The organism is Winogradskyella vincentii (genome assembly GCF_020166345.1).
GTDB classification, from domain to species: Bacteria; Bacteroidota; Bacteroidia; order Flavobacteriales; family Flavobacteriaceae; genus Winogradskyella; species Winogradskyella vincentii.
The window spans coordinates 244814-270559 of the sequence record NZ_JAIUJS010000001.1 but is presented as its reverse complement, the minus strand read 5'-3'; the positions used below and the strand labels follow the sequence as shown (position 1 = coordinate 270559).

29 protein-coding genes are annotated in these 25746 nt (G+C 33.1%); 14 read left to right on the top strand and 15 right to left on the bottom strand.

Annotated elements, in window-relative coordinates; genetic code table 11:
* Positions 1–138: 138 nt before the first annotated feature.
* A complete protein-coding gene (locus tag LBV24_RS01325) occupies positions 139–1149 on the top strand; it encodes a DUF6695 family protein (RefSeq protein WP_224476806.1) in 1011 nt (336 codons plus the stop codon).
* Here LBV24_RS01325 and apaG read toward each other — a convergent pair.
* From apaG to LBV24_RS01310, 3 genes are all read right to left on the bottom strand, one after another.
* A complete protein-coding gene (gene apaG / locus LBV24_RS01320; RefSeq protein WP_224476805.1) occupies positions 1146–1532 on the bottom strand; it encodes a Co2+/Mg2+ efflux protein ApaG in 387 nt (128 codons plus the stop codon). The genes LBV24_RS01325 and apaG overlap by 4 nt on opposite strands.
* Before the next feature lie 61 nt (positions 1533–1593).
* Positions 1594–2970 (bottom strand): pyridoxal phosphate-dependent decarboxylase family protein, encoded by a 1377-nt coding sequence (locus LBV24_RS01315; protein WP_224476804.1) that lies wholly within the window; start codon positions 2968–2970, stop codon positions 1594–1596.
* Positions 2971–3041: 71 nt separating this feature from the next.
* Complete coding sequence (locus tag LBV24_RS01310) at positions 3042–4292, bottom strand: type IX secretion system plug protein (RefSeq protein ID WP_224476803.1); 1251 nt, start codon at positions 4290–4292, stop codon at positions 3042–3044.
* Positions 4293–4455: 163 nt separating this feature from the next.
* On the opposite strand from LBV24_RS01310, the gene LBV24_RS01305 reads away from it, so the two are divergent.
* The 6 genes from LBV24_RS01305 to nqrF are packed head-to-tail and all read left to right on the top strand — an operon-like array spanning position 4456 to position 10491.
* On the top strand, positions 4456–5808 hold the full coding sequence (locus LBV24_RS01305; protein WP_224476802.1) for a Na(+)-translocating NADH-quinone reductase subunit A: 1353 nt from the start codon (positions 4456–4458) through the stop codon (positions 5806–5808).
* On the top strand, positions 5808–7016 hold the full coding sequence (locus LBV24_RS01300; protein ID WP_224476801.1) for an NADH:ubiquinone reductase (Na(+)-transporting) subunit B: 1209 nt from the start codon (positions 5808–5810) through the stop codon (positions 7014–7016). Before LBV24_RS01305 ends, LBV24_RS01300 begins: the two co-directional genes overlap by 1 nt.
* Before the next feature lie 2 nt (positions 7017–7018).
* Positions 7019–7762 carry a Na(+)-translocating NADH-quinone reductase subunit C gene (locus tag LBV24_RS01295; RefSeq protein WP_224476800.1) on the top strand — a complete coding sequence of 248 codons (744 nt, stop codon included), beginning with the start codon at positions 7019–7021 and terminating at the stop codon, positions 7760–7762.
* A gap of 2 nt (positions 7763–7764) precedes the next feature.
* Positions 7765–8409, top strand: coding sequence for an NADH:ubiquinone reductase (Na(+)-transporting) subunit D (locus tag LBV24_RS01290; protein ID WP_224476799.1), 645 nt, complete (start codon positions 7765–7767; stop codon positions 8407–8409).
* 47 nt (positions 8410–8456) lie between these two features.
* Complete coding sequence (gene nqrE, locus LBV24_RS01285; RefSeq protein ID WP_224476798.1) at positions 8457–9182, top strand: NADH:ubiquinone reductase (Na(+)-transporting) subunit E; 726 nt, start codon at positions 8457–8459, stop codon at positions 9180–9182.
* A gap of 1 nt (position 9183) precedes the next feature.
* Positions 9184–10491 (top strand): NADH:ubiquinone reductase (Na(+)-transporting) subunit F, encoded by a 1308-nt coding sequence (gene nqrF, locus LBV24_RS01280; RefSeq protein WP_224476797.1) that lies wholly within the window; start codon positions 9184–9186, stop codon positions 10489–10491.
* A 60-nt stretch (positions 10492–10551) separates the two neighbouring features.
* On the opposite strand, the gene LBV24_RS01275 is transcribed toward nqrF, so the two are convergent.
* The 5 genes from LBV24_RS01275 to LBV24_RS01255 all read right to left on the bottom strand — a co-directional run bounded on the left by LBV24_RS01275 (position 10552) and on the right by LBV24_RS01255 (position 14033).
* Positions 10552–11001 carry a Na(+)-translocating NADH-quinone reductase subunit F gene (locus tag LBV24_RS01275; RefSeq protein WP_224476796.1) on the bottom strand — a complete coding sequence of 150 codons (450 nt, stop codon included), beginning with the start codon at positions 10999–11001 and terminating at the stop codon, positions 10552–10554.
* 59 nt (positions 11002–11060) lie between these two features.
* Positions 11061–11438, bottom strand: a complete 378-nt coding sequence (locus LBV24_RS01270) for a cupin domain-containing protein (RefSeq protein WP_224476795.1) — start codon at positions 11436–11438, stop codon at positions 11061–11063.
* Between the two features lie 2 nt (positions 11439–11440).
* On the bottom strand, positions 11441–12892 hold the full coding sequence (locus LBV24_RS01265) for an SLC13 family permease (RefSeq protein WP_224476794.1): 1452 nt from the start codon (positions 12890–12892) through the stop codon (positions 11441–11443).
* An 8-nt stretch (positions 12893–12900) separates the two neighbouring features.
* Positions 12901–13620 carry a DUF6090 family protein gene (locus LBV24_RS01260; protein ID WP_224476793.1) on the bottom strand — a complete coding sequence of 240 codons (720 nt, stop codon included), beginning with the start codon at positions 13618–13620 and terminating at the stop codon, positions 12901–12903.
* Between the two features lie 77 nt (positions 13621–13697).
* Positions 13698–14033, bottom strand: coding sequence for a hypothetical protein (locus tag LBV24_RS01255; RefSeq protein ID WP_224476792.1), 336 nt, complete (start codon positions 14031–14033; stop codon positions 13698–13700).
* A gap of 314 nt (positions 14034–14347) precedes the next feature.
* Here LBV24_RS01255 and LBV24_RS01250 point away from each other — a divergent pair, with 314 nt between their 5' ends.
* Entirely contained in the window at positions 14348–14722 is a 375-nt protein-coding gene (locus LBV24_RS01250) for a Na(+)-translocating NADH-quinone reductase subunit F (RefSeq protein WP_224476791.1), read from the top strand.
* 32 nt (positions 14723–14754) lie between these two features.
* Positions 14755–15735: an FAD:protein FMN transferase gene (locus LBV24_RS01245; protein WP_224476790.1), complete on the top strand. Its 981-nt coding sequence runs from the start codon at positions 14755–14757 to the stop codon at positions 15733–15735.
* On the opposite strand, the gene LBV24_RS01240 is transcribed toward LBV24_RS01245, so the two are convergent.
* From LBV24_RS01240 to map, 3 genes are read right to left on the bottom strand one after another with little or no spacing between them, the layout of a single operon-like run.
* Positions 15736–16500: a class I SAM-dependent methyltransferase gene (locus tag LBV24_RS01240; RefSeq protein WP_224476789.1), complete on the bottom strand. Its 765-nt coding sequence runs from the start codon at positions 16498–16500 to the stop codon at positions 15736–15738.
* Between the two features lie 6 nt (positions 16501–16506).
* Positions 16507–16830, bottom strand: coding sequence for a cupin domain-containing protein (locus LBV24_RS01235; protein WP_224476788.1), 324 nt, complete (start codon positions 16828–16830; stop codon positions 16507–16509).
* Positions 16827–17645, bottom strand: coding sequence for a type I methionyl aminopeptidase (gene map / locus LBV24_RS01230; protein WP_224476787.1), 819 nt, complete (start codon positions 17643–17645; stop codon positions 16827–16829). Before map ends, LBV24_RS01235 begins: the two co-directional genes overlap by 4 nt.
* Positions 17646–17770: 125 nt before the next feature.
* On the opposite strand from map, the gene LBV24_RS01225 reads away from it, so the two are divergent.
* Positions 17771–19036 (top strand): acetyl-CoA hydrolase/transferase family protein, encoded by a 1266-nt coding sequence (locus LBV24_RS01225; RefSeq protein ID WP_224476786.1) that lies wholly within the window; start codon positions 17771–17773, stop codon positions 19034–19036.
* Here LBV24_RS01225 and LBV24_RS01220 read toward each other — a convergent pair whose 3' ends face one another.
* The 3 genes from LBV24_RS01220 to LBV24_RS01210 form a co-directional block, all read right to left on the bottom strand.
* Positions 19037–19447 (bottom strand): BT0820 family HAD-type phosphatase, encoded by a 411-nt coding sequence (locus LBV24_RS01220; protein WP_224476785.1) that lies wholly within the window; start codon positions 19445–19447, stop codon positions 19037–19039.
* Positions 19448–19488: 41 nt separating this feature from the next.
* The gene (gene gpmI, locus LBV24_RS01215) at positions 19489–21006 is read right to left on the bottom strand and encodes a 2,3-bisphosphoglycerate-independent phosphoglycerate mutase (protein WP_224476784.1); all 1518 of its coding nucleotides are present in this window, start codon (positions 21004–21006) and stop codon (positions 19489–19491) included.
* A 364-nt stretch (positions 21007–21370) separates the two neighbouring features.
* Positions 21371–22138, bottom strand: a complete 768-nt coding sequence (locus LBV24_RS01210) for a M48 family metalloprotease (protein WP_224476783.1) — start codon at positions 22136–22138, stop codon at positions 21371–21373.
* 136 nt (positions 22139–22274) lie between these two features.
* Between LBV24_RS01210 and LBV24_RS01205 the strand changes: the two genes are divergently transcribed.
* Positions 22275–22700: a GNAT family N-acetyltransferase gene (locus tag LBV24_RS01205; RefSeq protein ID WP_224476782.1), complete on the top strand. Its 426-nt coding sequence runs from the start codon at positions 22275–22277 to the stop codon at positions 22698–22700.
* Between the two features lie 2 nt (positions 22701–22702).
* On the opposite strand, the gene pepE is transcribed toward LBV24_RS01205, so the two are convergent.
* Complete coding sequence (pepE, locus tag LBV24_RS01200; protein ID WP_224476781.1) at positions 22703–23410, bottom strand: dipeptidase PepE; 708 nt, start codon at positions 23408–23410, stop codon at positions 22703–22705.
* 136 nt (positions 23411–23546) lie between these two features.
* Between pepE and LBV24_RS01195 the strand changes: the two genes are divergently transcribed.
* Genes LBV24_RS01195 through LBV24_RS01185 form a run of 3 tightly spaced genes read left to right on the top strand, consistent with a single transcriptional unit; the run spans position 23547 to position 25696 of the window.
* Positions 23547–24362, top strand: a complete 816-nt coding sequence (locus LBV24_RS01195) for a carboxypeptidase-like regulatory domain-containing protein (protein ID WP_224476780.1) — start codon at positions 23547–23549, stop codon at positions 24360–24362.
* Positions 24349–25146 (top strand): carboxypeptidase-like regulatory domain-containing protein, encoded by a 798-nt coding sequence (locus tag LBV24_RS01190; RefSeq protein WP_224476779.1) that lies wholly within the window; start codon positions 24349–24351, stop codon positions 25144–25146. Before LBV24_RS01195 ends, LBV24_RS01190 begins: the two co-directional genes overlap by 14 nt.
* Positions 25147–25189: 43 nt before the next feature.
* Positions 25190–25696 (top strand): DUF6702 family protein, encoded by a 507-nt coding sequence (locus LBV24_RS01185; protein WP_224476778.1) that lies wholly within the window; start codon positions 25190–25192, stop codon positions 25694–25696.
* The last annotated feature ends 50 nt before the right edge of the window (positions 25697–25746 follow it).

Here is a 25746-nt window from a genome sequence, read left to right as displayed (position 1 = left end):
ATTGATTTTTTGTTTTTGAATTTTTTGAAAGTGCAAAGTTACGATTTTTATCCTTGGTTTTATGATTTGAAACGTTATAGAAATCATAATGAGACATTATTATTTTTTGTAAGTTGCCCATCGAAAAATAAAATCGATTTGGGAGTTAAAAACAATGCCTTTATTTTAACCTTAGCATACCCTGAAACTATTGTTTCTCATGCAGATGAGTGGTATTCTAAGTATTTGCGGTATGCATTTATTGGTAACAAAAACCATGTAAGAGCAGGTCATGCAGCATTAGTTTTAATTGATAAAATCTCCGGTGAGTTAGAATATCATGACTTTGGCCGTTATATAACCTCGGAACCCAATGGTCGAGTAAGAGGTAGGCAAACCGATTTTGAACTTCACTTTCCCCTCAAGGCACAAATTGAAAATGATCAAATTGTTAACTTGGAGGCAATACTAAAGTTTTTGGCAACTAACCCAAAGTTAACACATGGCGAAGGCCATTTGTATGCATCGGTTTGTAATGCTGTAAATTATGAATTAGCAAGAAAGCATATTGATATTATGCAGTCTACAGGTCTAATTAGATATGCTGCTTTTATTAAAGATGCTTGCAATTGTGCTCGTTTTGTGACAGATGCTCTTATTGCATCAGTGACGGATTTAAAAATTAAAAAACGGTTAAAACGGTCTAAATGGTTTACGCCAAGTACAATAGGCAATGTTGTAATTGCCGATACGGAAAATCATATATACCTCTTAAATGAAAGTGGAGATATCAGAGAGTTCCAATCTAGTGTTAGTAAAGAAAATAGACGTCTATTCTTAGATACTTTAAATGGTTACAAGCCAAGTTTGGCAGGTACAATGTTACCACAAAAAAACAATGTTGTTTTAGAACATGCGCAGTGGTTAAGTGGAATTGCTGCTGGAGCGTGGTTTGAGATTTATGATTTGGATCACTATAAAGAATTTAGATATAGAAGGATTTCACCGTATGGTAACATTGATTGTGATGCAATTTATCAAATAGACGACACTTCATTTAATATTAATTCAGAATACCAATTTGTACATTATTCTAATTGTGCTTTCTTTCATATAGAACAAAATGAAAGTCTTTATAAATTTGAATATTTAAAAGATTTTAAATCTTAGTTAAGTGCAAAAGGTGCACTTAACTTAAAGGCAGGGATATATACTTTGAATTTGCTTGCCTTTGTGAAATTTACCATGTTATAGTGTCCTTGCATAGCACCAAATGGAGAGGATAATAAACAACCAGAGTTGTAAGTATGAGATTCTCCAGGCTTAAGTACAGGTTTTTTACCAATTACACCTTCGCCTTCAATAATCTCTTCATTGTTAAGAGCATCAAGTATTTTCCAGTACCTAGAATTTAACTGTACAGAATCTTTACTTTGATTTTCAATAGTCACCTTATAACCAAAGGCAAAGTGCACTTTATAATTTTTATAAAATGTTCCTTCGAAATTAGTTTCGACTGAAATCTTTATGCCACTTGTGACTTGTTGTACCATAGTTCTCGGGAAAAGAATACGCTAAAATAAGATATTTTTTGAATGAAGCCTTTATTTTAGGCTAACTGACAGGTTTTTTTAACAATTTTTCAGAAACATGTCGCTCTAATGTTTCAAAAAAGTTGTCAATATCAGGTTTTTGTAAAGTCGTATTTATAGTAACCATTCTTACAAATTCTACATCATTATGTTTGCCAAACCCAACCATCAAGTCTGAATTTTCGTATAATGAAGTACATAATTCTTTGGCAGATATATCTTTATAATTAAAGCAAACAGAAATGGAGTCCTTAAAGCTATAAAGTTTGTAATTATTATTTCTTAAAATATAGTCTCTTGCATATTGAGCAAGTTCAAATTGTTTATCTACTATTTTTTCTAAACCCAATGTACCAACAGATTTCCAAAGCGTCCATATTTTAAGTGCATCATTTCTTCTGCCGCATTGTAATGATGTTTTGCCCAAATTGAAATCATCACCATCCGTTTGGTATAAGTAATCAGCCTCGTTTGAAAATGAATGATGTAACTGTGCTTTGTTTTGTGTAACAATTATTGAACAACTCAAGGGTGTTCCCAGCATTTTATGTGCATTTACACTAAAAGAATCTGAGTACTCCAATCCACTTATCAAATGTTTATACTTTTTACTGAAAATAACACCTCCGCAATAAGCACCATCTACATGCAACCACAAATTATATTTCTTACATACCTTGCTGATAGTATGAATATCATCAAAAGCACCTAAAACAGTGGTGCCTGCTGTAGCATTTACAAAAAATGGAATGTAATTGTCCTTAAGATCGTTCTTAATTAATTCTTCAAGATGGTCGCTTAGCATTTCACCTTTTTCATTGGTATTGACATACCTGACCTGATTTCTGCCGATACCTGTTAATGCTGCATTTTTTGATATAGAATAATGAGATTCATTGCTTGTGTATAAGGTCATGGATTGTTGTAACCCAAGGGTTCTAATTGATTCGTTTTTGAAGTCTCTGGCCATTATCAAAGCCATCATATTACTCATTGAACCTCCTGGAGCGAACGTGCCGTTGCTGTCTTCGCTATAACCTGCGAGTTTACATATGTTTTTAAGAACTTGTTTTTCAACTCCAACTTGTGGGCCTGCAACCTTATAGGTATACATGCTGTTGTTAAACATAACCGATAATAAATCTCCTAAAGTTGCTTTGCCTATTCTACCACCAAAAAGTTGATTGAAAAAATTTCTTGATGCAGTTTTTGGAGTCTTTGAAATAATATCTTTTAACACTCGCTTTAATTCATCATCAATTACACCCTCTTCATTAAGTGTTAAATCTAGCTCTTTGTAAAGATTAGTTGTAGCAAGATGCTCTGCAACGGGTTGATTTTGTTCTGCATTGAAAAGCTCATCACATAATTCAGAAAATAGGGCAATATCATTTTGCATTTCAAAAGATTATTTGTCGATTTGAAAGATAATTGAAAATTTATCAAATAAAAATTTAGAAGTTTAGACTTCTAATTTGAAATATTAACAGAACTTGCTTCACCATAACCAATTAACTTGTCGTACCTAGCACCTAAATCCCTATAGTAGACTAGTACCTTGTAGTTGTTTTCTGTTTGCCAAAAATTGCCACTTATAAACCCTTCGTCTAACTCGTTGGTTCTCTTATCAAGTGCAACAAATTTGTAATTATAAAACCCTTGTTTTAGCCTAAGCATCCCTTCATATTTGCCACTCTCACGGTTATAGTAAAGCTTAGTTAAAGGTTCTATGGCAAAGGCATTAAAATTTCCATAAACATGAATGTCTTTATCCATTAATTCCTCGTACAACAAGGAAAAGTGAACCATCGTATAATCTGCCTCAACATCAACATCGCTTCGGTCTATTGCAGTAATCTGAAAATTACCATTAATGTCAGGATTGTAAGTGTATGGTCTATCGTACCTGGCAATATTGGTAAATAAATAACTGTGATAGATGTCTTTTAGATCAATAAACTGAACGCCAACATTTGCAGCCCTAGCATCTTTATTCTCAAAAAAGAGATATTCATTTCCTCCCCAAAAGGCCGACTCGTCAACGTATTTATAAATTAGCCTATTGCCTAAAGTATATTGCGGTCTTAATCCTGAGATTGAAGAATTTAAATTATTGTTTTGAATAATTACAGTGTTAATGGTTTCAAGAGGGTTATTAAAATTGATACTATTGGTTGAAATTGTCATATCAACAGATTGCTTTTGTGCAACGTATTTCACATCTCTTGATCGCTTTACATTAACGCCAACATTAACAAGGTCTTCATAAACCATAAATTTTCTGCTAAACATCAATTCGTCATAATCATCATAAATGGAAATCATATAGTTTCCGGTTTTAAGAATAGCACGTGTTTGAATATTGGGAATCTGTAATTTGTAATGTGAATAAACTTGATATGTATTGAAGGAATTGTAATATTCTAAGATTCTTTGATTGTCCAAACCACGCAAATATTCAGCTTTTGCAAGTACTGAAGGGGTCCAGTCATAATTAAAATGTTCAATTACATAATAAAAATCCTCTTCGTTTGCATTAAGTGCATCAAATTCTAATACTAAAGGCTCCCCAAGTTGTAAAATAGGAAGTTGTCCTTGTGTAGTATTACTTTTAAATTTTATGGTTTTTATAAAATCCGGAGGACTAACTTCTTCCACCTGTCCAGTCAATATAAATGGTAAAATCAAAAGAAATAAAAGGGAATATGCCTTATTTATCATGTAAATGTTAATTCAGAGTTTAAAGATAATCAAAATCTGTGCCTATCATATATTTAAGTTATTTATAATCACTATAAATAAAAAAGATGTTTTAGAATGAAATATTTTTAATCATTAATTCGTAAATTTGCACGGATTTTTAGATAACTAATCGTTAATATTTATGTCAAAAGACATCAGAATTAAGAAAGGTTTAGACATAAAGCTGGTAGGCGAAGCCGAAAAAGCTACAGAAAATGCTATAATTAGCAACTTTTACTCAGTCAGACCTGAAGATTTCCACAGTATCATCCCAAAACTTGTTGCAAAAGAAGGAACACGTGTTAAGGCAGGTGAAACCTTATTTTATAATAAGGATATAGAGGCGATGAAATTTGTATCTCCTGTTTCTGGAGAGATAACAGAGGTACAACGTGGACCAAGGAGACGAATTGATGCTATTAAAATAACTGCTGATAAAGAGCAAAGTTATGTAGAGCATGGAAAGTTTGATTTATCTAGTGATGCAGATAAAGTAAAAGCACATTTGCTAGAATCAGGCTGTTGGGCATTTATTAAACAAAGACCTTACGATGTTGTTGCAAATCCAGAGAATTCGCCAAAAGCGATTTTTATTTCTGGTTATGCAAGTGCACCATTGGCTGCTGATCTTGATTTCACATTAAAGGGTAAAGAAGTAGAGCTTCAAGCGGCTGTAGATGCCTTAGCTAAATTGACGGATGGTGGAGTTCATATTTCAATAGGGAAAAATTCAGATTCTCCTTTGGCAGGTTTAAAAAACGTATCTATTTACAAGGTAAGCGGACCACATCCTTCGGGCAATGTAGGTACACTAATTAATAAGGTAAACCCTATTAATAAAGGTGAAGTTGCTTGGACAGTAAATGCACAAGACTTGGTAATTATTGGAGAATTGCTATTAACTGGTAAGTTTAATGCAGAGCGTGTAATTGCATTTGCAGGATCTTCGGTTAAAAAACCAAGATACTTCAAGACTAAAATAGGTGCTGAGGTTTCAACAATGATTTATGATAATGGTGTTGAAAAGGGCGCTAATGACCGTATAATTTCAGGAAATGTATTATCAGGTAAACAGGTTGCTCCAGATGGTAACCTTGATTATTACAGTAACGTTATTACTGTAATTCCAGAAGGAGATGATTATGAATTCTTCGGTTGGAACAAACCTGTATTTAATAAGATTTCTACTTCAAGAGCATTAACTTTTTCATGGTTGAACCCAAAGAAAAAGTACGATTTAAATACAAATACAAATGGTGAGCATCGTGCGTTTGTTACTACAGGTACTTATGAAGAAGTTTTTCCTTTAGACATATACCCAATGCAGATTCTTAAAGCTTGTATGTACAAGGATTTAGATGAAATGGAAGCGCTAGGAATGTACGAGGTGGCACCTGAAGATTTTGCACTTACAGAATTTGTGTGCGTATCTAAACAACCACATCAAAAAATAATAAGAGAAGGATTAGACTTAATGCTTAAAGAGATAGGATAATGGGTTTAAAACAAAATTTACACAATTTTAAAGTAAAGAATAAAGACAAGAAATGGCTTCCTGGTTTTAATGCTCTTTTCACGTTTTTATATATGCCTAATGAGACAACCCATGGAGGAACTCATATTAAGGCAGCCGATGATTTAAAGCGAACAATGAATACCGTTATCATGGCATTAGTTCCATGTTTAATTTTCGGGATGTTTAACGCAGGTTATCAGCATTATTTGGCATTAGGCGAAATTGATGCTGCAAACGGGTTTCTAGGAGCCTCATTTTGGACATGGGATAACCTTGTAATTGGTTTATTGAAAGTTTTACCATTAGTAGCCGTGTCTTACGGAGTTGGTTTAGCTGTAGAATTCATATTCGCTATCATAAAAGGCCACGAAGTAGAAGAAGGTTACTTGGTAACGGGAATGCTTGTGCCATTAATTGTTCCTATAGATATTCCACTTTGGATGTTGGCTGTTGCGGTAATTTTCGGAGTTGTAATTGGTAAAGAGGTATTTGGAGGTACAGGGATGAACATCTTAAACCCTGCATTGACAATACGTGCATTTTTATTCTTTGCTTACCCAACTTGGATGTCTGGTGATAAAGTATGGGTTCACGGTGCTGTTGAACGCGCAGGTACACCAGATGCAATTTCGGGTGAAACACTTTTAGGAGCCTATGCTCAAAACACATCTCTGGCTGGCATTGACTATATGGATATGTTCTGGGGATTAATACCTGGATCAGTCGGTGAAACCTCAAAATTTTTAATAATCGTAGGTGGACTATTCCTAATATTCACAAAAATTGGAAGTTGGAGAATAATGTTAAGTACCTTAGTTGGTGCCTTAGCAATGGGATTAATTTTCAATGGAGTTGTAGATGCAGGTTGGATTGGAGAATCTAGTAAATTTTATGGTTTAATGAGTGTACCATTCTGGCAACATTTAATTATAGGAAGTATACTATTTGGTGCTGTTTATATGGCTACAGATCCTGTGACAGCTTCACAAACAAATAAAGGTAAATGGATTTATGGATTCTTAATTGGATTTATATCAATTATGATTCGTGTTTTTAATCCTGCATATCCAGAAGGAGTATTCCTTGCAATCTTATTAATGAATGTATTTGCGCCAACAATTGATCATTACGTTGTTCAAGGCAATGTTAAGCGCAGAATGAAACGTCTAAAAGCTAAAGTAGCATAGTTATGAGTAACAAGACAGATTCAAATATTTATACAGTTTTATTTGCTATTGGAATGGTGATAGTCGTAGGTGCACTTTTGGCATTTACCGCTTCATCATTAAAAGAGAGAATTACTGAAAACAAAAGGCTAGAGAAGCAACAAAATATTCTCTACGCAATGGGAGTTAACGAAAACTCTGAGAATAGTGCATCGTTCGTGTCAACCGATAAGGCTCCAGAATTATTCAAGGAATATATTAAGCAACAATTGGTTATTACCAATGGTAATGATATCAAGGAAGATGATAATGCTTATCTAATTGATGTAAAAAAGGAGCAGGATAAAGCTAAAAAAGGTGGTGTTAGACAATTGCCATTATTCGTTGGTGTTAAGGATGGGAAATCATACTATATAGCACCTATACGTGGTAAAGGATTATGGGATGCGATATGGGCTTATGTAGCTATGGATGAAAATATGGTAATCCAAGGTGCATATTTTGATCATAAGGGTGAAACTCCAGGATTAGGAGCTAATATCAAAGAACGTTTCTTTATGGACGATTTTATTGGTGAGCATTTAATGACTAGTGGAGAATTTAAAGGTGTTACTGTTTCTAAGAGTAATGCAGATCCAACTAATAAAGATAAAACAGATCACGAGGTTGATGCAATAGCAGGTGCAACTATCACAGGAGATGGTGTTGCAGCTATGATAAAGAAAGATTTAGCATTGTACGTACCTTTTTTTAAATCATTAAATTAATTATGGGTTTACTTTCAAAAAAAGACGCAGCTTTAATAACAGATCCATTAGCGGATAATAACCCTATTACTATACAGGTTTTAGGAATATGTTCTGCACTTGCGATTACTGCGCAGCTAAAGGCTTCTATTGTAATGGCCATTTCGGTTTTATTTGTAATGGGTGTTGGTAATGTTGTAATTTCTGCTATTAGAAATATCATTCCTTCTAAAATTAGAATCATTGTGCAATTAACAGTTGTTGCAGCATTGGTAATTATTGTAGACCAGGTATTGAAAGCATTTGCTTATGAGTTGAGTAAGGAATTATCAGTATTCGTAGGTCTTATTATTACAAACTGTATCATTATGGGTCGCTTTGAAGCTTTTGCACTTGGTAATGGTTTATGGCGATCGTTTTTAGATGGTATTGGAAATGCCTTAGGTTACGGTATAATCCTAATAATCGTTGGATTCTTCAGAGAATTATTAGGTTCAGGTACTTTATTGGGAATTCCTGTATTAGGAGATCCTATAGCAAAAACTGGACTTTACAGTATTGGTTATGAGAATAACGGATTTATGTTGTTATCACCAATGGCATTAATTGTTGTCGGAATAATAATTTGGGTACAACGTAGTAGAAACAAAGCATTAATAGAAGACTAATAAAAATGTTGTCCTGAGATTTTTGCAGGACTACAAATAAAAGATATATGGAACACGTAGAATTATTTTTTAAATCAATTTTTATAGATAACATGGTATTTGCCACGTTCTTAGGAATGTGTTCATACCTTGCTGTTTCTAAAAAGGTAAGTACTGCAGTAGGTTTAGGTGCGGCAGTAATATTTGTATTGGCTATAACGGTACCATTAAACTGGTTATTAGATCAGTATATTTTACAACCAGGTGCATTAGAATGGTTAGGCCCTGAGTTTGCTGAATACGACCTTAGTTTCCTTTCATTCATCATGTTCATTGCGACTATCGCTACTATGGTGCAATTAGTTGAAATTGTTGTCGAGAAATTTTCTCCTGCCTTATATAACTCATTAGGTATTTTCTTGCCTTTAATTGCTGTAAACTGTGCAATACTAGGTGGTTCTTTATTTATGCAATCACGTGAAATTGCAAGTTTAGGTTTAGCACTTAACTACGGTATAGCTTCTGGTATTGGTTGGTTCTTAGCTATTTTGGCCATTGCTGCAATTAGAGAGAAAATAAGATACTCTAATGTACCAGCACCTCTAAGAGGTTTAGGGATTACATTTATTATCACAGGACTTATGGCAATTGGGTTTATGAGTTTTGGTGGTATGTTAACAGGAGGAGATGAAGAGGCGAAAAAAGATGATGCTACAGTAAAAGTAGAACAAACAATAGAGTTGTCTGAAGAAGATAAGGCTCTAGCTGATAACTTAAACAAAGTAAGTGAATAGTATGGTATTAGCAGTTGATTTTGGAATTATTGCAACAACAGTTGCAGCATTTTTGGTAGTAACCTTGTTATTAGTAGCATTGTTATTATTCGTAAAGCAAAAATTATCACCATCTGGACCAGTAAAGATTACTATTAATGGTGAAAAAGAAATAGAGGTTGCCTCTGGAGGTACACTTTTAAATACTTTGGGTAGTAATAAAGTATTCTTACCATCAGCTTGTGGTGGAGGTGGTACTTGTATACAATGTGAGTGTCACGTATTATCGGGTGGAGGAGAAGCTCTACCAACGGAAACACCACACTTTTCGAGAAAAGAATTAAAGCATGGTGCACGTTTAGCCTGTCAGGTTAAAGTTAAGCAAGACATGGAGATTACAATTCCGGAAGAAGTATTTGGAATTAAGAAATGGGAAGCAACTGTTGTACGTAATTATAATGTAGCATCTTTCATTAAGGAATTTGTTGTTGAGATTCCGGAGGATATGAACTATAAAGCAGGTGGTTATATTCAGATTGAAATTCCACCATGTGAAATAAAATATTCAGATATTGATATTACAGCACACCCTGAAGAGCATGAAACTGCAGATAAGTTTCAGGCTGAATGGGATAAATTTGGATTATGGCCATTAGTAATGAAGAATACTGAAACTGTAGAGCGTGCATATTCAATGGCTTCTTACCCAGCAGAGGGTAGAGAAATTATGTTGAATGTACGTATTGCTACGCCACCATGGGATAGAGCCAAGAACCAATGGATGGATGTAAATCCAGGTATAGCATCTTCTTATATTTTTGCCCAAAAGCCAGGTGATAAAGTTACTATTTCAGGTCCTTATGGTGAGTTCTTTATAAACGAATCTGAAAGTGAAATGCTATATGTTGGTGGTGGTGCAGGTATGGCTCCAATGCGCTCACATTTATATCACTTGTTTAGAACAATTAAAACTGGTCGTAAAGTAACCTATTGGTATGGAGGACGTTCTAAAAGAGAGTTGTTTTATATTGAACATTTTAGAAAACTAGAAAAAGACTTCCCTAATTTTAAATTCTATATGGCGCTTTCGGAGCCGTTAGAAGAAGATAATTGGAAGGTTAAGAAAGATATTAGTGATGAAGCTGGTGATGGTTTCGTTGGATTTATACATAATTGTGTAATCGATAACTACTTAAACCATCATGATGCTCCAGAAGATATTGAATTGTATTTCTGTGGACCACCATTAATGAACCAAGCTGTTCAAAAAATGGGAGAAGATTTTGGTATCCCAGATGAGCATATCAGATTTGATGACTTTGGAGGATAAAATTAAAGACAAAAAAAACCAGCTTATTAAAGCTGGTTTTTTTATTTAATTCTATTTGGACTAGTCTTGACATTGAAGAGACTGAGATTCAAATTTAAATAGTTTAGAACAGTCCATAATATCAACTATTCCATCTAATTCACATAAATAAGTAACTACTGAATTTAGTCCATTAAAAAGTATGTTTTTATCAGTTATATTCTCTGGTCTATAAAGTCGATTGTCTTTACTAAAACCTGTATAGCCACAACCTTTTAAAAATGACTTTTCAATATGGAGAAGTTCTAGTGGGCTATAACCATTAAAACGTCTTCCTAAATTTTGATGTAATATACCCAGGTAATTGAGTTTTGTTGAGCCATGTTTGTCGGTTAAATGTTTCCAACTGTCATTATTATCTAAGATGTTACCAACAGCACATAGCTTACAATCATCAGGATTTAGCCTATTATTATGAAAAGCTTGATATAACTTTTGGATGGCGAGATCAAATCTTTTGGTAGTTTTCATTTTCTTTCTTTTTCATACTGAAGATACAAAAAAATGATTTTAGATTTAAAAAGGCACTCTTATTTGTATTCCATGATGAGAAACTCTGCAGTTGTGTCACCTATATTTAATACTTCGTGCCAATCTATTCTGTCATTCTCAAAACTAAATCCTGTTGGGATATCTACCTCTCTTGTACCAGTTGTATCTACAATTCTGAATTTACCTCCAGCTAATGTATAACCAACATGTGCATTATGGTAATGACGTTCATGTCCAACATTAGGAGGAAATATGCATTTAAGGACACGCAACTCGGAATTATCTGAAATAACTTCGCATATTACTTCACCTTTCCAACCAGCTTCTAATGGATCAGGCAGGTTTGATGATTCATTACAATTGCTAAAAAGAATAATATAAATAAAGCTTCCAAGGATATAAAAGAGTCGTTTCATAATTAGAAAAATAGAGGCACAAAGTATTTAAACATCAAAATAAGAAGGATTACAGAAATGACATTCAGAAAAAAACCAACCCTAGCCATATCCTTTACTTTTATATAACCACTTGCAAATACTATTGCATTAGGAGGTGTTGCCATGGGAAGCATAAATGCACAACTACTGGCAATTGTTACTGGAATGAGTAAATGTAACATCGGAATATCTAGTCCTATTGCAATACCTGCAACCACAGGAGCTAGAACTGCCGTTAGGGCAACATTGCTCATAAGTTCGGTCATGAATAACATTAAAATTATCAGGAAACTTGCAGTGAGTAAAATGCTTATATCACTATTAGAAATTGAAGTTGCAACTAAATCAACTATTCCCGTAGTAGACATACCTTGGGCTAATGCTAATCCGCCACCAAAGAGTATTAATATGCCCCAAGCAAGTCTACTCGTGTCTTTCCATTCTAAAATAAATTCACCACGTTTTAAATTGAATGGGATGGTGAACAAGGCTAATGCTCCAAAAATACTAATCATCGTATCGTTAAGCTTAAGTTGTGGGAAAATTGAATTAATTAGAGTGCGAAATATCCATAGCGAAACAATAATTGCGAAAGTGATGAGTACTTGTCTTTCTCTTGGTGTTACTTTTCCTAAAGATTGTAGTTCATTCTTTATGACACCATGCGTTGCTTTAAACAATAACCCTTTATTGGGAAATAAATTGATAAGAACCACATATATAATTCCAATTAATAGCATTGAAAAGGGAAGGCCAAGCATCATCCAGTTTACGAAGGATATTTCGGTATTATATTCATTTTCTAAAAGTCCAATAAGAACAGAATTTGGTGGTGTTCCTATTACCGTGGCTATACCACCAGCGTTCGCTGAAAAGGCAATACCCAACATAACACTCAAAGCAAAATTGCGATCTTTTTTGGTAAATCCGTCTTCATCATCAATAAGCATTTTAATTACTGACATAGCAATTGGCAACATTACAACGGTACTCGCCGTATTGCTAATCCACATACTCATAAAGCCGGTAGCAATCATAAACCCTAAGATTACACGATTTGGAGATGTGCCGGTTTTACTAATTATTGTCAGTGCAATTCGTTTATGAAGATTTACTTTCTCTAAGGCTAATGCTAATACGAAACCACCGAAAAATAAAAATACAATTGGGCTTCCATAGTTTGCTCCTACATCACCCATAGGCATAATTTTAAGTAGTGGGAATAAAAGAAGAGGTAACAGTGATGTAACTGAAATTGAAACAGCTTCGGTAATCCACCAAATTACCATCCAAACAGCTATGGCAATAACACTATCTGCCTGAGAATTTATAATCTCTAATTTTGAAAAAGTTAGAATTAAAAATAGAATTGGACCAATTAGTAGCCCTACACGTTTAGATGGAGTGTAAGAATTCATCGCATTAAATGTCATACTACTTATTATTGAATTGCATCAAGTTCTTTTTCAATATTAGAAAGAAGTTCTTTTGTTACACCTTTTATGGCCAATAAATTATTAGAAAGTGATTCGTTAATCCAATAGTGGCCAGCTGCATTTCGCTCTAATAAGTCCTTGTTGTCCAAGATACCCTTAATTGCATTGTCTAGGTTTTTATGTGCAAATAATTGCCTAGTATTCGGGTCTAACTGAAAGGCTGGCGTTTCTTGTGCTACTTCGATATCTATTGATGTAATCCAATCTTTATTAATGCTATTAGATTTTTCTATTATATCAATGTAACCGTAATATTCAATTATCTGATCTACCAATTCTGAATTATCTATTATTTTCATATTTCCAGTCTGAGAAAGATCTGTATAGGTATTAGATATTGGTGAGAATTCTGAAATAATCCAACCTCTTTCAAAATATGAAGTTACTGCACTATCTAAACTCACAGTGTTATTTTCAGTTCCAATAGTTTTGATGAAATTAGAAATACAATCCTGATTTTTATTTATTTCATATACTACTTTATTAATATTTAAGGTATCCTGCTTAATATCGTTAGAAAGACGTTCTAGATAATTTATTTTAAGTAGTTTCTGCTTCCTTAGTTCATTCCAATTGTTTATTTGAAGCGCAATTAAAATACCAATAACAACTAGTATAATTTCACCAATAGCATACTTTAGATATTTAGTTGACTTTTTTTCCAAGAGTAGTTTTCGGCGAATATTTCTATAAAAATGAATCATACATAAACCATATAGTTATGTATTTAAAAAATGTGTTTTTAATATAAGATGTTATCTAATATTCTATCTAAGCTTTGCTCTTTACGGTGAAACTTACTATCAGTTAGGAATAGTTTGTAAATCTCTTGCCTAAATTCAGCTAATTCCATTTCTGTGAACTCATGTATATGAATGCATTCTTCAATTTTATCTATACTTTCTTGTTCTGAATGTGCTGAAAATGCTTTGAGCATTTTATTAAAAGTATCTGGCGTTGTTTTGGATTTTATAAGGTTCATTTCATCTTCAGTTGCATCAGAGTCGACGCTTGCGCAAAATATAAGAATGTAAACTTTTAATTCTTCTTTTGTCAATTGGGATGTTCTTGTAGTCATCATTTAATGATTTAGCTAATTATTTTAAAAATGCTATTAATGTATCCAAAAAAAGCTACATAAAACTAAGAGTTAATGCTTAAAATTACAAGCTTAGGGAAGGGTATTTAGTTTACTTAATTGTTAGGGTTATTGTAACTTAGAGTAGCCTATAAATGTTTTGTACTTCTCAGTTACGTTCTTAAAGTTACGTATTTTTTATTTGTAAAGGGTAATTAATCAGTTTTATCGAGGTGTAAATTAATTATTGAGTAGACGTGATGTACCTTAATAATTAAGATAATTTTAAGTAGTCATCTTTGTATCTTTGCAAAATGAAAGCACTTACAAAACAAGAATTACATAACCTTGCAATGAATCATGTGGGTAAGGACTTGGAATCTCGTGGTTTTGAGTTTGTGGCTGTTAATAGCAAATTAAAAAAACACCCGCAATTTGTTTGTATAGACAAAAATAAGGAGTGGTTTTTTGTAATTGTCAGAGCAGTGATATTGCCAGAAAACCCTAATAATTATGATGTTGTTTGGATGGAAACCTTCAAGAAACATGCTTTTGATAAAAATGCAAAGGTGCTATACGCAGGTGTTGGCTTGGGTAATCCTAATGGTGAGGATTTACCAATTTACCTTAATGAAGAGTATCTAATAGAATACAATGGAATTCAGGTAATTGAAATGAACTTAAATTAGGAAATGCTGTAGCTGATCTTCAAAATTAAAATATGAAAAATATATCGTTTGCCTTACTTTTTTTAATGGTCATTTGTTGTAAAACGAAGCCTCAAGAAAACATTAAACTATCTGGTCCTGTTTTTGGTACAGCATTTAATATTCAATATCTGTCAGATGACAATACAAACTATATAAATGAAATAGATAGTTTGTTTAATGTAGTTAATCAATCGCTTTCAACTTATATTTCAGATTCTGATATTTCAAAAATAAACAGAGGCGAACTAGATAATGTGGATCTACATTTTATAAATGTTTTTAAAGCTTCAAAAGATATCTATGAAAAAACCAATGGAGTTTTTGACCCAACAATTGGTAATGTTGTTAATGCGTGGAATTTTGGCGCTGAGCAAAACAAGTTTCTTACCGATAGTACAACTATAGATAGTTTAATGGCATTTGTTGGTTTCAATAAATTGTCACTTTATAATAACAAAATTACTAAACCAAAGGAGACTTATATAGAATTTAATGCCATTGCAAAGGGTTATGGTATAGATGTAATTGCTGATTTTTTAGAATCAAAAGGAATTGAAAATTATCTTGTTGATATTGGTGGTGATATGCGTGTTTCTGGATTAAATTTAGAACGGAATAAACAATGGCAAGTAGGCATTGACGATCCAAATTTTGATGGGACACAGTCTTATTCTAAGGTTATTGCTTTAAAAGATCAAGCAATGGCAACTTCTGGTACATACCGTAAATTTAAAGTTGATGAAGATGGGAATAGATATGCGCATATAATTAATACCAAAACAGGTTATCCTACCAAAACAAATATTCTGAGTAGTTCAGTAATTGCTGGAGATTGCATGACGGCAGATGGTTATGCAACGGCATTTCAGGCCATGGGAGTTGAAGGTGTAAAACAATTTGTAAAATCAAACCCAGAGTTAAAAGCTTATCTCATTTATCTTAATGATAATAACGATTTGCAAACACTTGCTTTAAACGGGTTTCCGGAATAGTTATTTTCTAACCAAAGGAATTAACTCACCTTTAGCCAATCGGTATTTATCAATTTCAGATTCAGATAATTTAGATGTATAATCTATAGCCTCTACCGTAAAACCAATAGATCTTAGCTTGTCAAAATAATCTCGGCCGTACACCCTAACGTGGTCGTATTGCCCAAATATTTCTGCGCGTTCTTTCTTATCGGTTATTGAGTCGTCTTCAAAGGTTGTTTCTCTATTTAAATCTTGAGGAATTTGAAATATTCCCCAACCTCCTGGTTTTAATACACGATAAAGTTCTTGCATGGCTTTAGTATCATCAGGAATATGTTCTAAAACATGATTACATAAAATAACATCGTAACTATTGTCTTCAAAAGGGAGATTGCAAATGTCTGCTTTAATATCAGCGATTGGCGATAAAAGATCTGTGGTTGTATATTCTATATTGCTAAGTGACCTGAATCGTTTTAAAAAACATTGCTCTGGTGCAAAATGTAATACTTTATGTTTCGCGCTAAAAAATGTTGTTTCATTTTTAAGGTAGAGCCATAAAAGCCTGTGACGTTCTAAAGACAGGGTTGATGGTGATAAAACATTAGGTCGTTGTTCGCCATAACCATAAGGTAAAAATCGTTTAAATGATTTTCCGTCAATTGGATCTATAAAATTATTACCTTTTAAAATCCAAGCTAAAATAGGACGAATGGCATAACTCATCCTAATGAGAAATGGTCTAGGAAATACGTTTAAGAAAAATTTGAAAACTGATTTCAAAATCAATTATTTATAATCTTCTCTTACAGGATTGAAGATGTCTAATATTTTACAAGGTGTTATTGCTTTACCTGAATGCTCAACATTTGATGGAATTACAAGAACCGAACCTGGTTTGTGAATTTTGATTTCACCTCCAATATTCATTTCAAATTCACCGTCTATAATTTGTGAAACTTGCTCATGAATGTGATTATGTAGCGGTATTTCTGCACCAGCCTCAACTTCCCAAAAAGCAATGGTCATGTTCTCTGTATGAACAAATCTTCCTTTGTATCCTTTAATAATTTCTTTTGGTTCAATTTCAGAAATTAGTTGATCAACTATCATAGAACTAGAGATTTTTGTCTAAATTCATCTTCTTCGTTAGTAGTTATACCCAATACTTCATGTACATACGCAAACGTAGATAAGATTTCCGGCTTTCCATCAATAATCGCAACATCATGCTCAAAATGAACGCTTGGCTTGCCATCTTGGGTTACTATTGTCCAACCATCTTTTAATTGCTTGACTTTATGTGTGCCCATATTTATCATAGGTTCTATAGCAACGACCATTCCTTCAATGAATTTTTTTCCTCGGCCACGTCTACCATAATTTGGCATCTCCGGATCTTCATGCATTTTACGACCTAATCCATGACCTACTAATTCTCTTACTACCCCATAGCCATGAGCTTCGCAATATTGTTGGATTGCATAACCAACATCACCTACGCGATTTCCAATTTTTAGTTGCCTTATACCTTCGTAAAGTGACTCCTTTGTTATTTTAATGAGTTTTTTAGTTTCTTCTGCAACATTACCAATTTCAAAGGTGTAAGCATGGTCGCCATAAAACTCATTCATTAATGCACCACAATCTATAGAAACAATATCACCATCCTCCAGAGGTTTGTCTGTAGGTAATCCATGTACTACTGCTTCGTTAACACTACAAAGTAGGGTAGAAGGGCAGTCATACAATCCTTTAAAACCAGGTAAAGCACCATGGTCTCTAATAAATTCTTCTGCAATTTTATCGAGATGATTAGTTGTAATACCCTCCTTTACCTCTTTGGCCAACATACCCAATGTCTTGGATACAACTAAAGCACTTTGGCGCATTAATTCAATTTCCTCTCTGGTTTTTACAATTATCATAACTCTTTAATTAAGTGGCAAAGATAGGTAATTATGACAATTTTTAAATTTTATAAAAACATGATAAATGACAGTCTTTTTATATCTTTTGTGAGGTAAGTTTGTAATCTTAAAAAATTATTTCAATGTATAGAACAGTAAGCGCAGAAGAAGCATTAAAAGTTGTAAAATCTAACGACAAAGTATACTTACAAGCTGCTGCGGCAGTACCTTCAGTTTTGGTAAAGGCATTGGCAGACAGGCATGAAGAATTAAGAAATGTAGAGATATGTCAATTGCACACCGAAGGAGAAGCACCATATGCAAATCCCGAATTGGCTGAAAGTTTCCACGTGAATTCTTTTTTTATAGGTAGAAATGTACGGCATACACTTCATGCAGGTAATGGGTCTTATACTCCTGTTTTTTTAAGTGAGTTGCCTCTGTTGTTTAAAAGAAATATTATAGATCTGAATGTAGCATTAATTCACGTCACTATTCCAGATAAACATGGTTATTGTTCCTTAGGTGTATCAGTTGAAGCGACCTTAGCGGCAATTGATAATGCAGATTATGTAATTGCACAAGTAAATAAACAAATGCCAAGAACCTTTGGTGATGGCATCATACATGTATCAGAAATTGATTCTTTTGTAGAAGTTGATGTGCCACTTCCTGCGTTTCCAGTTTCTCAACCATCCAAAGTGGAAACAAAAATAGGTGATTATGTGGCAGAACTTATTGAGGATCGAAGTACCTTACAAATGGGTATTGGGAATATACCTAATGCCGTTTTAACAAGATTACATAATCATAAAGATCTAGGACTGCACACAGAAATGTTTTCTGATGGTGTGATTGATTTAATATTAGAGGATGTTATTAATGGTAATCACAAGGGCGTGAATCCAGGTAGAGCCTTAGCTACATTTTTAATGGGATCAAAGCGTTTGTATGATTATGTCAATGATAATCCATTTGTTGAATTACGTTCCTCCGATTATGTTAATGACGTTTCTGTAATAAAACAAAACCCAAGAATGGTAGCTATAAATTCTGCAGTTGAAGTGGATGTTACAGGTCAGGTTTGTGCGGATTCAATTGGTTCAAAAATGTATTCTGGCGTTGGTGGACAAATGGACTTTATTAGAGGTGCATCTCTGAGTGAAGGAGGTAAAGCAATAATAGCATTACCATCAGTAACAAAACATGGTATAAGTAGAATTGTGCCGACATTAAAACCTGGTGCAGGTGTGGTTACAACAAGAGCACATATACATTATGTTGTTACAGAATATGGTGTTGCAAATCTATACGGAAAAACTATTAAGGAACGGGTTAAAGCACTCGTGGAGATCGCTCACCCGGACCACAGAGAAGAAATCGATAGAGCTTATTTTCAGTTAGTTTAATTATTTAAACCAACCAAATAAACCGCCTTTACGCTTAGATGCTCTAATATCTGGTATCTCATTGGTTATCATTTGATATATTTCACCCCAACCAAGGATACCGCCTATATTTCTGTCATCAATAAAAAGGTCAGCATGAATTTTTCTACTTCGACTATAGTCGTATTTTTCTTCAGGAAAACTAGCATTTACGGCATAAAATTCTATTCCGTTTTCTTTACAGAAATCTACTGCTTCTTTTAGTTTAGCCCCATTTCTATATGTCCAAAGAATTAATCTATGACCATCATCTTGTAGCCTTTTAAGAGTTTCGAAAGCGAAAATTCTTGTTTTACCAATTTGAGGGTAGGCATCTTCTACTATGGTACCATCAAAATCAATTGCTATTATCAGTCGTTCATTAAAATTCATTGCTAAATCAATTACAATATAAATATATCAAATTACCACATTTAAACAATGCTATGCCTTGTCATCGAGTCTGGTTGGGGAATTCCCAATAATTTTAAGATAGTTGGTGCAATGTCGCCCAAAATACCATCTTTTACTTCCTCCAAATCTTTATCTATTAGTATAACCGGAACAGGATTCGTTGTGTGTGCTGTATGAGGTGTTCCGTCAGGATTTACCATGGTTTCACAATTTCCGTGATCTGCGATTAAAATTGTGGTATAGTCATTTTCTAATGCTGTTGTAATTACGTCTTTAACACATTCGTCAACGGCTTCACAGGCTTTAATTGCCGCTTCCATAACTCCTGTATGACCCACCATATCACCATTTGCAAAATTTAAACATACAAAGTCTACATCGCCTTTTTCCAATTCTGGTACAAGTGCATCTCTTAGTTCATAAGCACTCATTTCTGGTTTTAAATCGTATGTGGCAACTTTTGGTGAATTACGTAATATTCTGGTTTCATTTTTAAACGGTTCTTCTCGTCCGCCAGAAAAGAAAAAGGTCACGTGAGGGTATTTTTCAGTCTCCGCGATTCTAATTTGATTTTTGTTATGTCTTTCCAGAATTTCCCCTAGAGTCTCACTCAAATTATCTTTCTCAAATACAACATTAATGCCTTTAAAATTATCATCATAGTTGGTTAATGTAACATAATGAAGATTTATTTTATGCATGTTATATTCATGAAAATCTTCCTGAGATAAAACTTGAGTAAGTTGCCTTCCTCTGTCTGTCCTAAAATTGAAGAATATAACTACATCGTCTTCCTCAATTTTAGCAGTTGGGTTACCTTGTTCATTATTAATAACAATGGGTTTAATAAACTCATCAGTGATGTTTTCTTCATAGCTCTCCCGTATAGTTGAAAGGACATTAGTTGAATTTACGCCTTGTCCATGTACAATAGCATCATATGCAAGCTTAACACGTTCCCATCTTTTATCTCTATCCATTGCATAATAACGTCCAGTAACTGTGGCAAGTTTACCAGTTGTTTTTTCTAAGTGATCTTCTAAATCTGAAATAAAACCATAACCTGATTTTGGATCAACATCTCTTCCATCAGTGAATGCATGTACAAAAACATCTTTTAAGCCATAATCATTCGCTGCATCAATTAATCCAAATAAGTGATTTATGTGAGAATGAACACCTCCATCGCTGACCAAGCCAAGTAAATGAACTTTTTTATTGTTGTGCTTTGCATAACTAAAAGCTTCTTTTAATACAGTTTCATTTTGCAGTGTTTTGTTTTCAACAGCAAGGTTTATTTTAACCAAATCTTGATAAACAATGCGCCCAGCACCTAAATTCATATGTCCAACCTCGCTATTGCCCATTTGACCTTCTGGAAGTCCAACGTGCAATCCATCTGTTCTTAAACTTGCATTTGGATATTTTGTATAAAGTGAATCTATAAATGGTGTTTCGGCATTATCTATGGCAGATACTTTAGGATCTGGAGATTTCCCCCATCCATCTAATATCATTAAAATAACCTTCTTGTTCATATCTATAATATTAAGGATATCAAAGATACTATATCAAAGTTGATAACAAATTTCAATCGTAAAAATTTTTATAATCTTCATTTACCCATTCAAATGGTACTATAGTTTTTAGAATGTCTTAACATATTTGTTTTCAAACTGTTAATTATCTGTTATATAATGGCACAAATTGTAACAGACGGTAATTTTAAGCGTTTAATAGATGAATGAAATGATTACAAAGAATTCTGTTTTTTTGCTTAAACTGAGTTAATTAAGTAAAAGCGAATATTAAAGAAACGGTACAGTTTTTGAAAAGTATAAAAATATAAGTGTCTACTTAAGACAATTATTTGAGTTAGTTAGTTAGAAAATGCGTCTTTACTTAAGACGCATTTTTGTATTTTCTAATTGACTCTTTAATGTGTTCAATCCTGTTTTCGGGATCTGGGTGTGTACTTTGAAATTCCGGAACCCGATTTGGCCCAGCAGCTGCTTTTAAAATCTTCATTACACCAATCATTTCTTCAGGATTATATCCAGCATCAATCATAAAATGAACTCCCAATTCATCACTTTCTAATTCATCACCTCTACCATTTTTCAGGAGTGTCCCTTGGCCAATTTGTTGAGCAACAGCACCCATATCTATGGCACCAGCTCCCATAATCAGGGTTTGCCAATATTTTGAGTTGGTAATTCTTTCGTTAGAATGTTTTCCCAGAACATGTCCTATTTCATGCCCTAAAACACCTGCTAATTGATCTTGATTTTCCAACTTAGAAAATAGGGCATAGGTTATAAAAATTTGACCTCCTGGTAAGGCAAATGCATTAATTGTTCTCTCGTCAGCTAACAAATGAAATTCATACTTATAAGGTGTATTTTTAGCAATACTGCTTTGTACTAACTTATTACCTATATCATCCACAAGCGCTTGATACCTATTGTCTGGGTGTAAACCGCCATGTTGTTGTGCCATGCCTGGTGCACTTTGCAGTCCGATAGCAATTTCCTGTTCTGGAGATAGTGAAATGGCTTGTGTGCGTCCAGTATATGGATTAACCTCTTGTTGGCTACAACGACGAACAAAAGCAAAAGCGACAATTGCTAGACCAATAATCAATCTAACTTTAAAATTTCCTCTTCTCATATAAGAATATGTTAGTTGTGTTCAATTTACAAAAGTTTGACACAAATTTTATTTAAAAGTCATCTCAATTGGCATTAAAATATGGATTTGGTGTGAATATCATTTAATTTTAGCATTACTAAATAATTTTTAAAAGATGGATTTTCAGTTTAGCATAATTCCAAAAAATGAGATCGAATCAGTTGTGCCTTTGGTTTATGATTTGAATGAAGCAAAAATATCAATGGAAATTTTACGAGAAAGATTTAATGAAATGATCGAACAGAATTATGAATGCGCTGGTATTTATTTAGGAAATGATTTAATTGGTGTTTCTGGTCTTTGGTATTTTACAAGGCATTACGCGGGTAAATCTGTAGAGATTGACCATGTATTTATAAAACCAGAATATAGAGGATCTGGTTTAGGAAAAAAGTTTATGAATTGGATAAGTAATTATGTAATGAACAAAGGTTATCAGACTATGGAACTTAATACATATGTGCAAAATTATCCTTCACATAAGCTTTACTATAATGAAGGATTTGAGATATTAGGATATCATTTTTTTAAGAATTTGTAATATTACTTTAGAAAGAACAAATCATTGTTTGTCGTTAATTCATAAGGTTCTTTTTTGTATTCAAATATTCTTGCATTAAGATCCCCTCTTAGTTTAATATTTTCACCTTTTACTTCGATCCAACTTCCTTCTCGTAAACCAATTACTGGTTGCGTATTAAATGCATGAAACTCTTTTATTCGTGTTTCACGGGTTTCACCCATATGCTTACTTTTTGGATCTGGATCCAAGTAATGTGGATTTATATTAAACGGGACTATGCCTAAAGTTTTGAAACTTGGAGGGTAAATAATAGGCATGTCATTAGTAGTATTCATGGTTAAACCACAAATATTGCTACCAGCACTAGTGCCTAGATAGGGTGTACCATTTTCAATGGCATTTTGAAGGCTTGCCAAAACATTATTTCTATATAATTGATTTACCAATACAAATGTATTGCCACCACCTGTGAAGATTCCTTTAGCATTACTAATTGCATTTTGTAGGTCCTTAAATTCGTGGATACCCTTTACTTTTTTACCTATTTTTTTGAAGGCAGAATTTGCAATGGTGGTATATTCGTCATAACTGACGCCACCTGGCCTAGCATATGGAATAAATAGAATTTCGTTGCAGTCTTTGAACAATAATTCTAATTCATCAAAAAGGTATTCTAAATACCCACTACCATGCACAGTAGAAGTACTTGCTATTAATAAATCCCTCAATTCTTTTTTTTGCTAAGATAATTAATCTAAAATAAAGCTGAAAAAGAGGTTAAATCGCATTTAACAAAGATTTACCAACAATTTTTTATGAGAATTAAAGATTATGTTCGTATTTTAATATTCTTAATGCTATAAAATGAAGAAAATAATACTTACGCTTTTTTGCACATTTTCAATAATTGCATATTCACAGGATATTGATCGTATAACTATTAATGGTAGAATTATAGTATCTGCTCAAGATAAGGAGGGTGTGACGGTTTATAATACTTCTTCCAATAAGGGTACTGTTACAGATGAAAAAGGTGAATTTAAAATCGACGTTGCTCTGAACGATGTTGTAGAATTTGGAGCACTTCAGTTCAAAGATTTTACGGTTGTTATTTCAGAACAAATATTACAATCTAAACAAATGACTGTTATTTTAGTAGAGGAGGTGAATAAACTTGACGAAGTAGTATTATTGCCTTTCGGATTAACCGGAAATTTAAATGCTGATTTAGAAAATGTTAGAACCTATAATGTTAGCCTAGATGCTGTATATTTTGGTTTAGACCATATTGAGGATTTTCAGTTTTCAGCAGATTATAATACAAAGGCTGAAAATGTTGCATTTAATGAATACAATCCAAGAGTAGATAATATGCTAAACTTGGTAAATCTTGCAGGATTTTTAGTGAGCCAAGTGGCAGATATTGATGGTGAAAAAATGACTAATCAAGACAAAGCACTTAACAAAACACCTTTTAAAAAGGCTTTAGAGCAATACAGTGTTAATTTTATTCATGTAAATTTTGATATTCCTCTTGATGAAATGGATGCTTTTGTTGACTATGTTGAAAATAAAGGTGTTGATGAATCCTTATTAGCAAAAGACAAGGAAGTTCAATTTTTAGAACGCATAAATCAGCTCAGTCAGTCTTATCTAAAATCTAAAGGTGATAAGAATTAAATTCGGTTTTACATTTTATTTCATTCTATATAGTCTTATTGTTTTTGGACAACGCAAAGATTTAAAGGGCCAGCTCATTGCAAATGGCGATGTGGAAGGTATCCATATATTGAATAAAACTGCTCCAAAATATACTGTATCAGAAGAGGACGGATCTTTTATAATACCAGCAAAGGTTTCTGATACTTTATTTATATCTGGGTTAAAATATGAATCAAAAGAAATTGTAATAACGAACACAATAATAATTTCTGGCATATTAAGAATAGCACTAGTTGAAAAAATCAATGAGTTAGATGAAGTCATAGTAGGTAAAATATTGACTGGTAGTTTAGAATCGGACCTTCAAAATTCTGATGCAAAAACAGAAGTGAATTTCTATGATCTTGGAATTCCTGGTTATATAGGTAAACCACTGACAATTAATGAGCGTAAATTGCATGACGCGGATGCAGGTCCATGGGGACATATCGGTTTAGGATTTGGAGTTAATTTTCATAAGCTACTAAATAGAATAAGTGGTAGAACTAAAAAATTGAAAAAAATAGTTGATTTAGACTCGAGGGATAAATGTATTGAAAGGCTTAAAAGAGAGTATGAATCAATTATTTTTGAGAATGAATATCTTGCAGAAAACTTAACAACTGAATTTTTTCTATTTTGTCAGGAGGATGAGGGGTTTTTAGAATTATGCAATAGAAACAACGATATTGAAGCTATTGAATTCTTAAAATTGAAGTTAAAAGCCTATAATAACAACAGAAAGTCTTCATCTAATGATTAATTTTGGAATAATTTTTGGTTTAAGTCAGACCAAGCCTTTAATAATGAGCAAAATTAAATCCCTGTTTTTATTACTTGTAATTCCCCTTTTTCTTTCAAGTGGTTACCTCCATGAATATTATGTTAGTGTCACTAAAATTGAATTTGTTAAGGAAGAAAAATCAGTACAAATAATAACTCAAATATTTATTGATGATTTTGAGACCTTGATAAGGGAAAGATTTGATGATAGGGTCACCTTGGGTGATGAAAATGAATCATTATTAGTTGAGGAATACATGCAACGTTACTTATCGGATAAACTGAGGGTAACACTTAATGGAATGCCAGTAGAATTCAATTTTATAGGTAAAGAATATAAAGACGATATTGCTTATTGTTATCTAGAGATTGAAAATATATCAGAAGTAAAAAGTATTGAGGTTAAGAATAGGGTTTTGTTTGATGTTTTTACCGATCAACAAAATATTATTAGACTCAAAATCAATAATAAAAACAAGAGTTTTTTATTGATTCCAGACAACGACAATTGCTTGTTAAACTTTAATTAAAACACTACTAAAGCTAAGTTAATTTAGCTATTTTCGTCATCATTTTTATA

Coding starts and splice junctions, on each gene's coding strand:
- LBV24_RS01270 (WP_224476795.1), bottom strand. CDS start 11,438: ATGAAACGACTCTTTTATATCCTTGGAAGCTTTATTTATATTATTCTT.
- apaG (WP_224476805.1), bottom strand. CDS start 1,532: ATGGTACAACAAGTCACAAGTGGCATAAAGATTTCAGTCGAAACTAAT.
- LBV24_RS01310 (WP_224476803.1), bottom strand. CDS start 4,292: ATGATAAATAAGGCATATTCCCTTTTATTTCTTTTGATTTTACCATTT.
- LBV24_RS01195 (WP_224476780.1), top strand. CDS start 23,547: ATGAAGAAAATAATACTTACGCTTTTTTGCACATTTTCAATAATTGCA.
- LBV24_RS01275 (WP_224476796.1), bottom strand. CDS start 11,001: ATGAAAACTACCAAAAGATTTGATCTCGCCATCCAAAAGTTATATCAA.
- LBV24_RS01265 (WP_224476794.1), bottom strand. CDS start 12,892: ATGACATTTAATGCGATGAATTCTTACACTCCATCTAAACGTGTAGGG.
- LBV24_RS01255 (WP_224476792.1), bottom strand. CDS start 14,033: ATGACTACAAGAACATCCCAATTGACAAAAGAAGAATTAAAAGTTTAC.
- LBV24_RS01220 (WP_224476785.1), bottom strand. CDS start 19,447: ATGAATTTTAATGAACGACTGATAATAGCAATTGATTTTGATGGTACC.
- LBV24_RS01185 (WP_224476778.1), top strand. CDS start 25,190: ATGAGCAAAATTAAATCCCTGTTTTTATTACTTGTAATTCCCCTTTTT.
- LBV24_RS01290 (WP_224476799.1), top strand. CDS start 7,765: ATGGGTTTACTTTCAAAAAAAGACGCAGCTTTAATAACAGATCCATTA.
- nqrF (WP_224476797.1), top strand. CDS start 9,184: ATGGTATTAGCAGTTGATTTTGGAATTATTGCAACAACAGTTGCAGCA.
- LBV24_RS01300 (WP_224476801.1), top strand. CDS start 5,808: ATGGGTTTAAAACAAAATTTACACAATTTTAAAGTAAAGAATAAAGAC.
- LBV24_RS01315 (WP_224476804.1), bottom strand. CDS start 2,970: ATGCAAAATGATATTGCCCTATTTTCTGAATTATGTGATGAGCTTTTC.
- LBV24_RS01250 (WP_224476791.1), top strand. CDS start 14,348: ATGAAAGCACTTACAAAACAAGAATTACATAACCTTGCAATGAATCAT.
- LBV24_RS01210 (WP_224476783.1), bottom strand. CDS start 22,138: ATGAGAAGAGGAAATTTTAAAGTTAGATTGATTATTGGTCTAGCAATT.
- map (WP_224476787.1), bottom strand. CDS start 17,645: ATGATAATTGTAAAAACCAGAGAGGAAATTGAATTAATGCGCCAAAGT.
- LBV24_RS01245 (WP_224476790.1), top strand. CDS start 14,755: ATGAAAAATATATCGTTTGCCTTACTTTTTTTAATGGTCATTTGTTGT.
- nqrE (WP_224476798.1), top strand. CDS start 8,457: ATGGAACACGTAGAATTATTTTTTAAATCAATTTTTATAGATAACATG.
- LBV24_RS01295 (WP_224476800.1), top strand. CDS start 7,019: ATGAGTAACAAGACAGATTCAAATATTTATACAGTTTTATTTGCTATT.
- gpmI (WP_224476784.1), bottom strand. CDS start 21,006: ATGAACAAGAAGGTTATTTTAATGATATTAGATGGATGGGGGAAATCT.
- LBV24_RS01305 (WP_224476802.1), top strand. CDS start 4,456: ATGTCAAAAGACATCAGAATTAAGAAAGGTTTAGACATAAAGCTGGTA.
- LBV24_RS01205 (WP_224476782.1), top strand. CDS start 22,275: ATGGATTTTCAGTTTAGCATAATTCCAAAAAATGAGATCGAATCAGTT.
- LBV24_RS01225 (WP_224476786.1), top strand. CDS start 17,771: ATGTATAGAACAGTAAGCGCAGAAGAAGCATTAAAAGTTGTAAAATCT.
- LBV24_RS01235 (WP_224476788.1), bottom strand. CDS start 16,830: ATGATAGTTGATCAACTAATTTCTGAAATTGAACCAAAAGAAATTATT.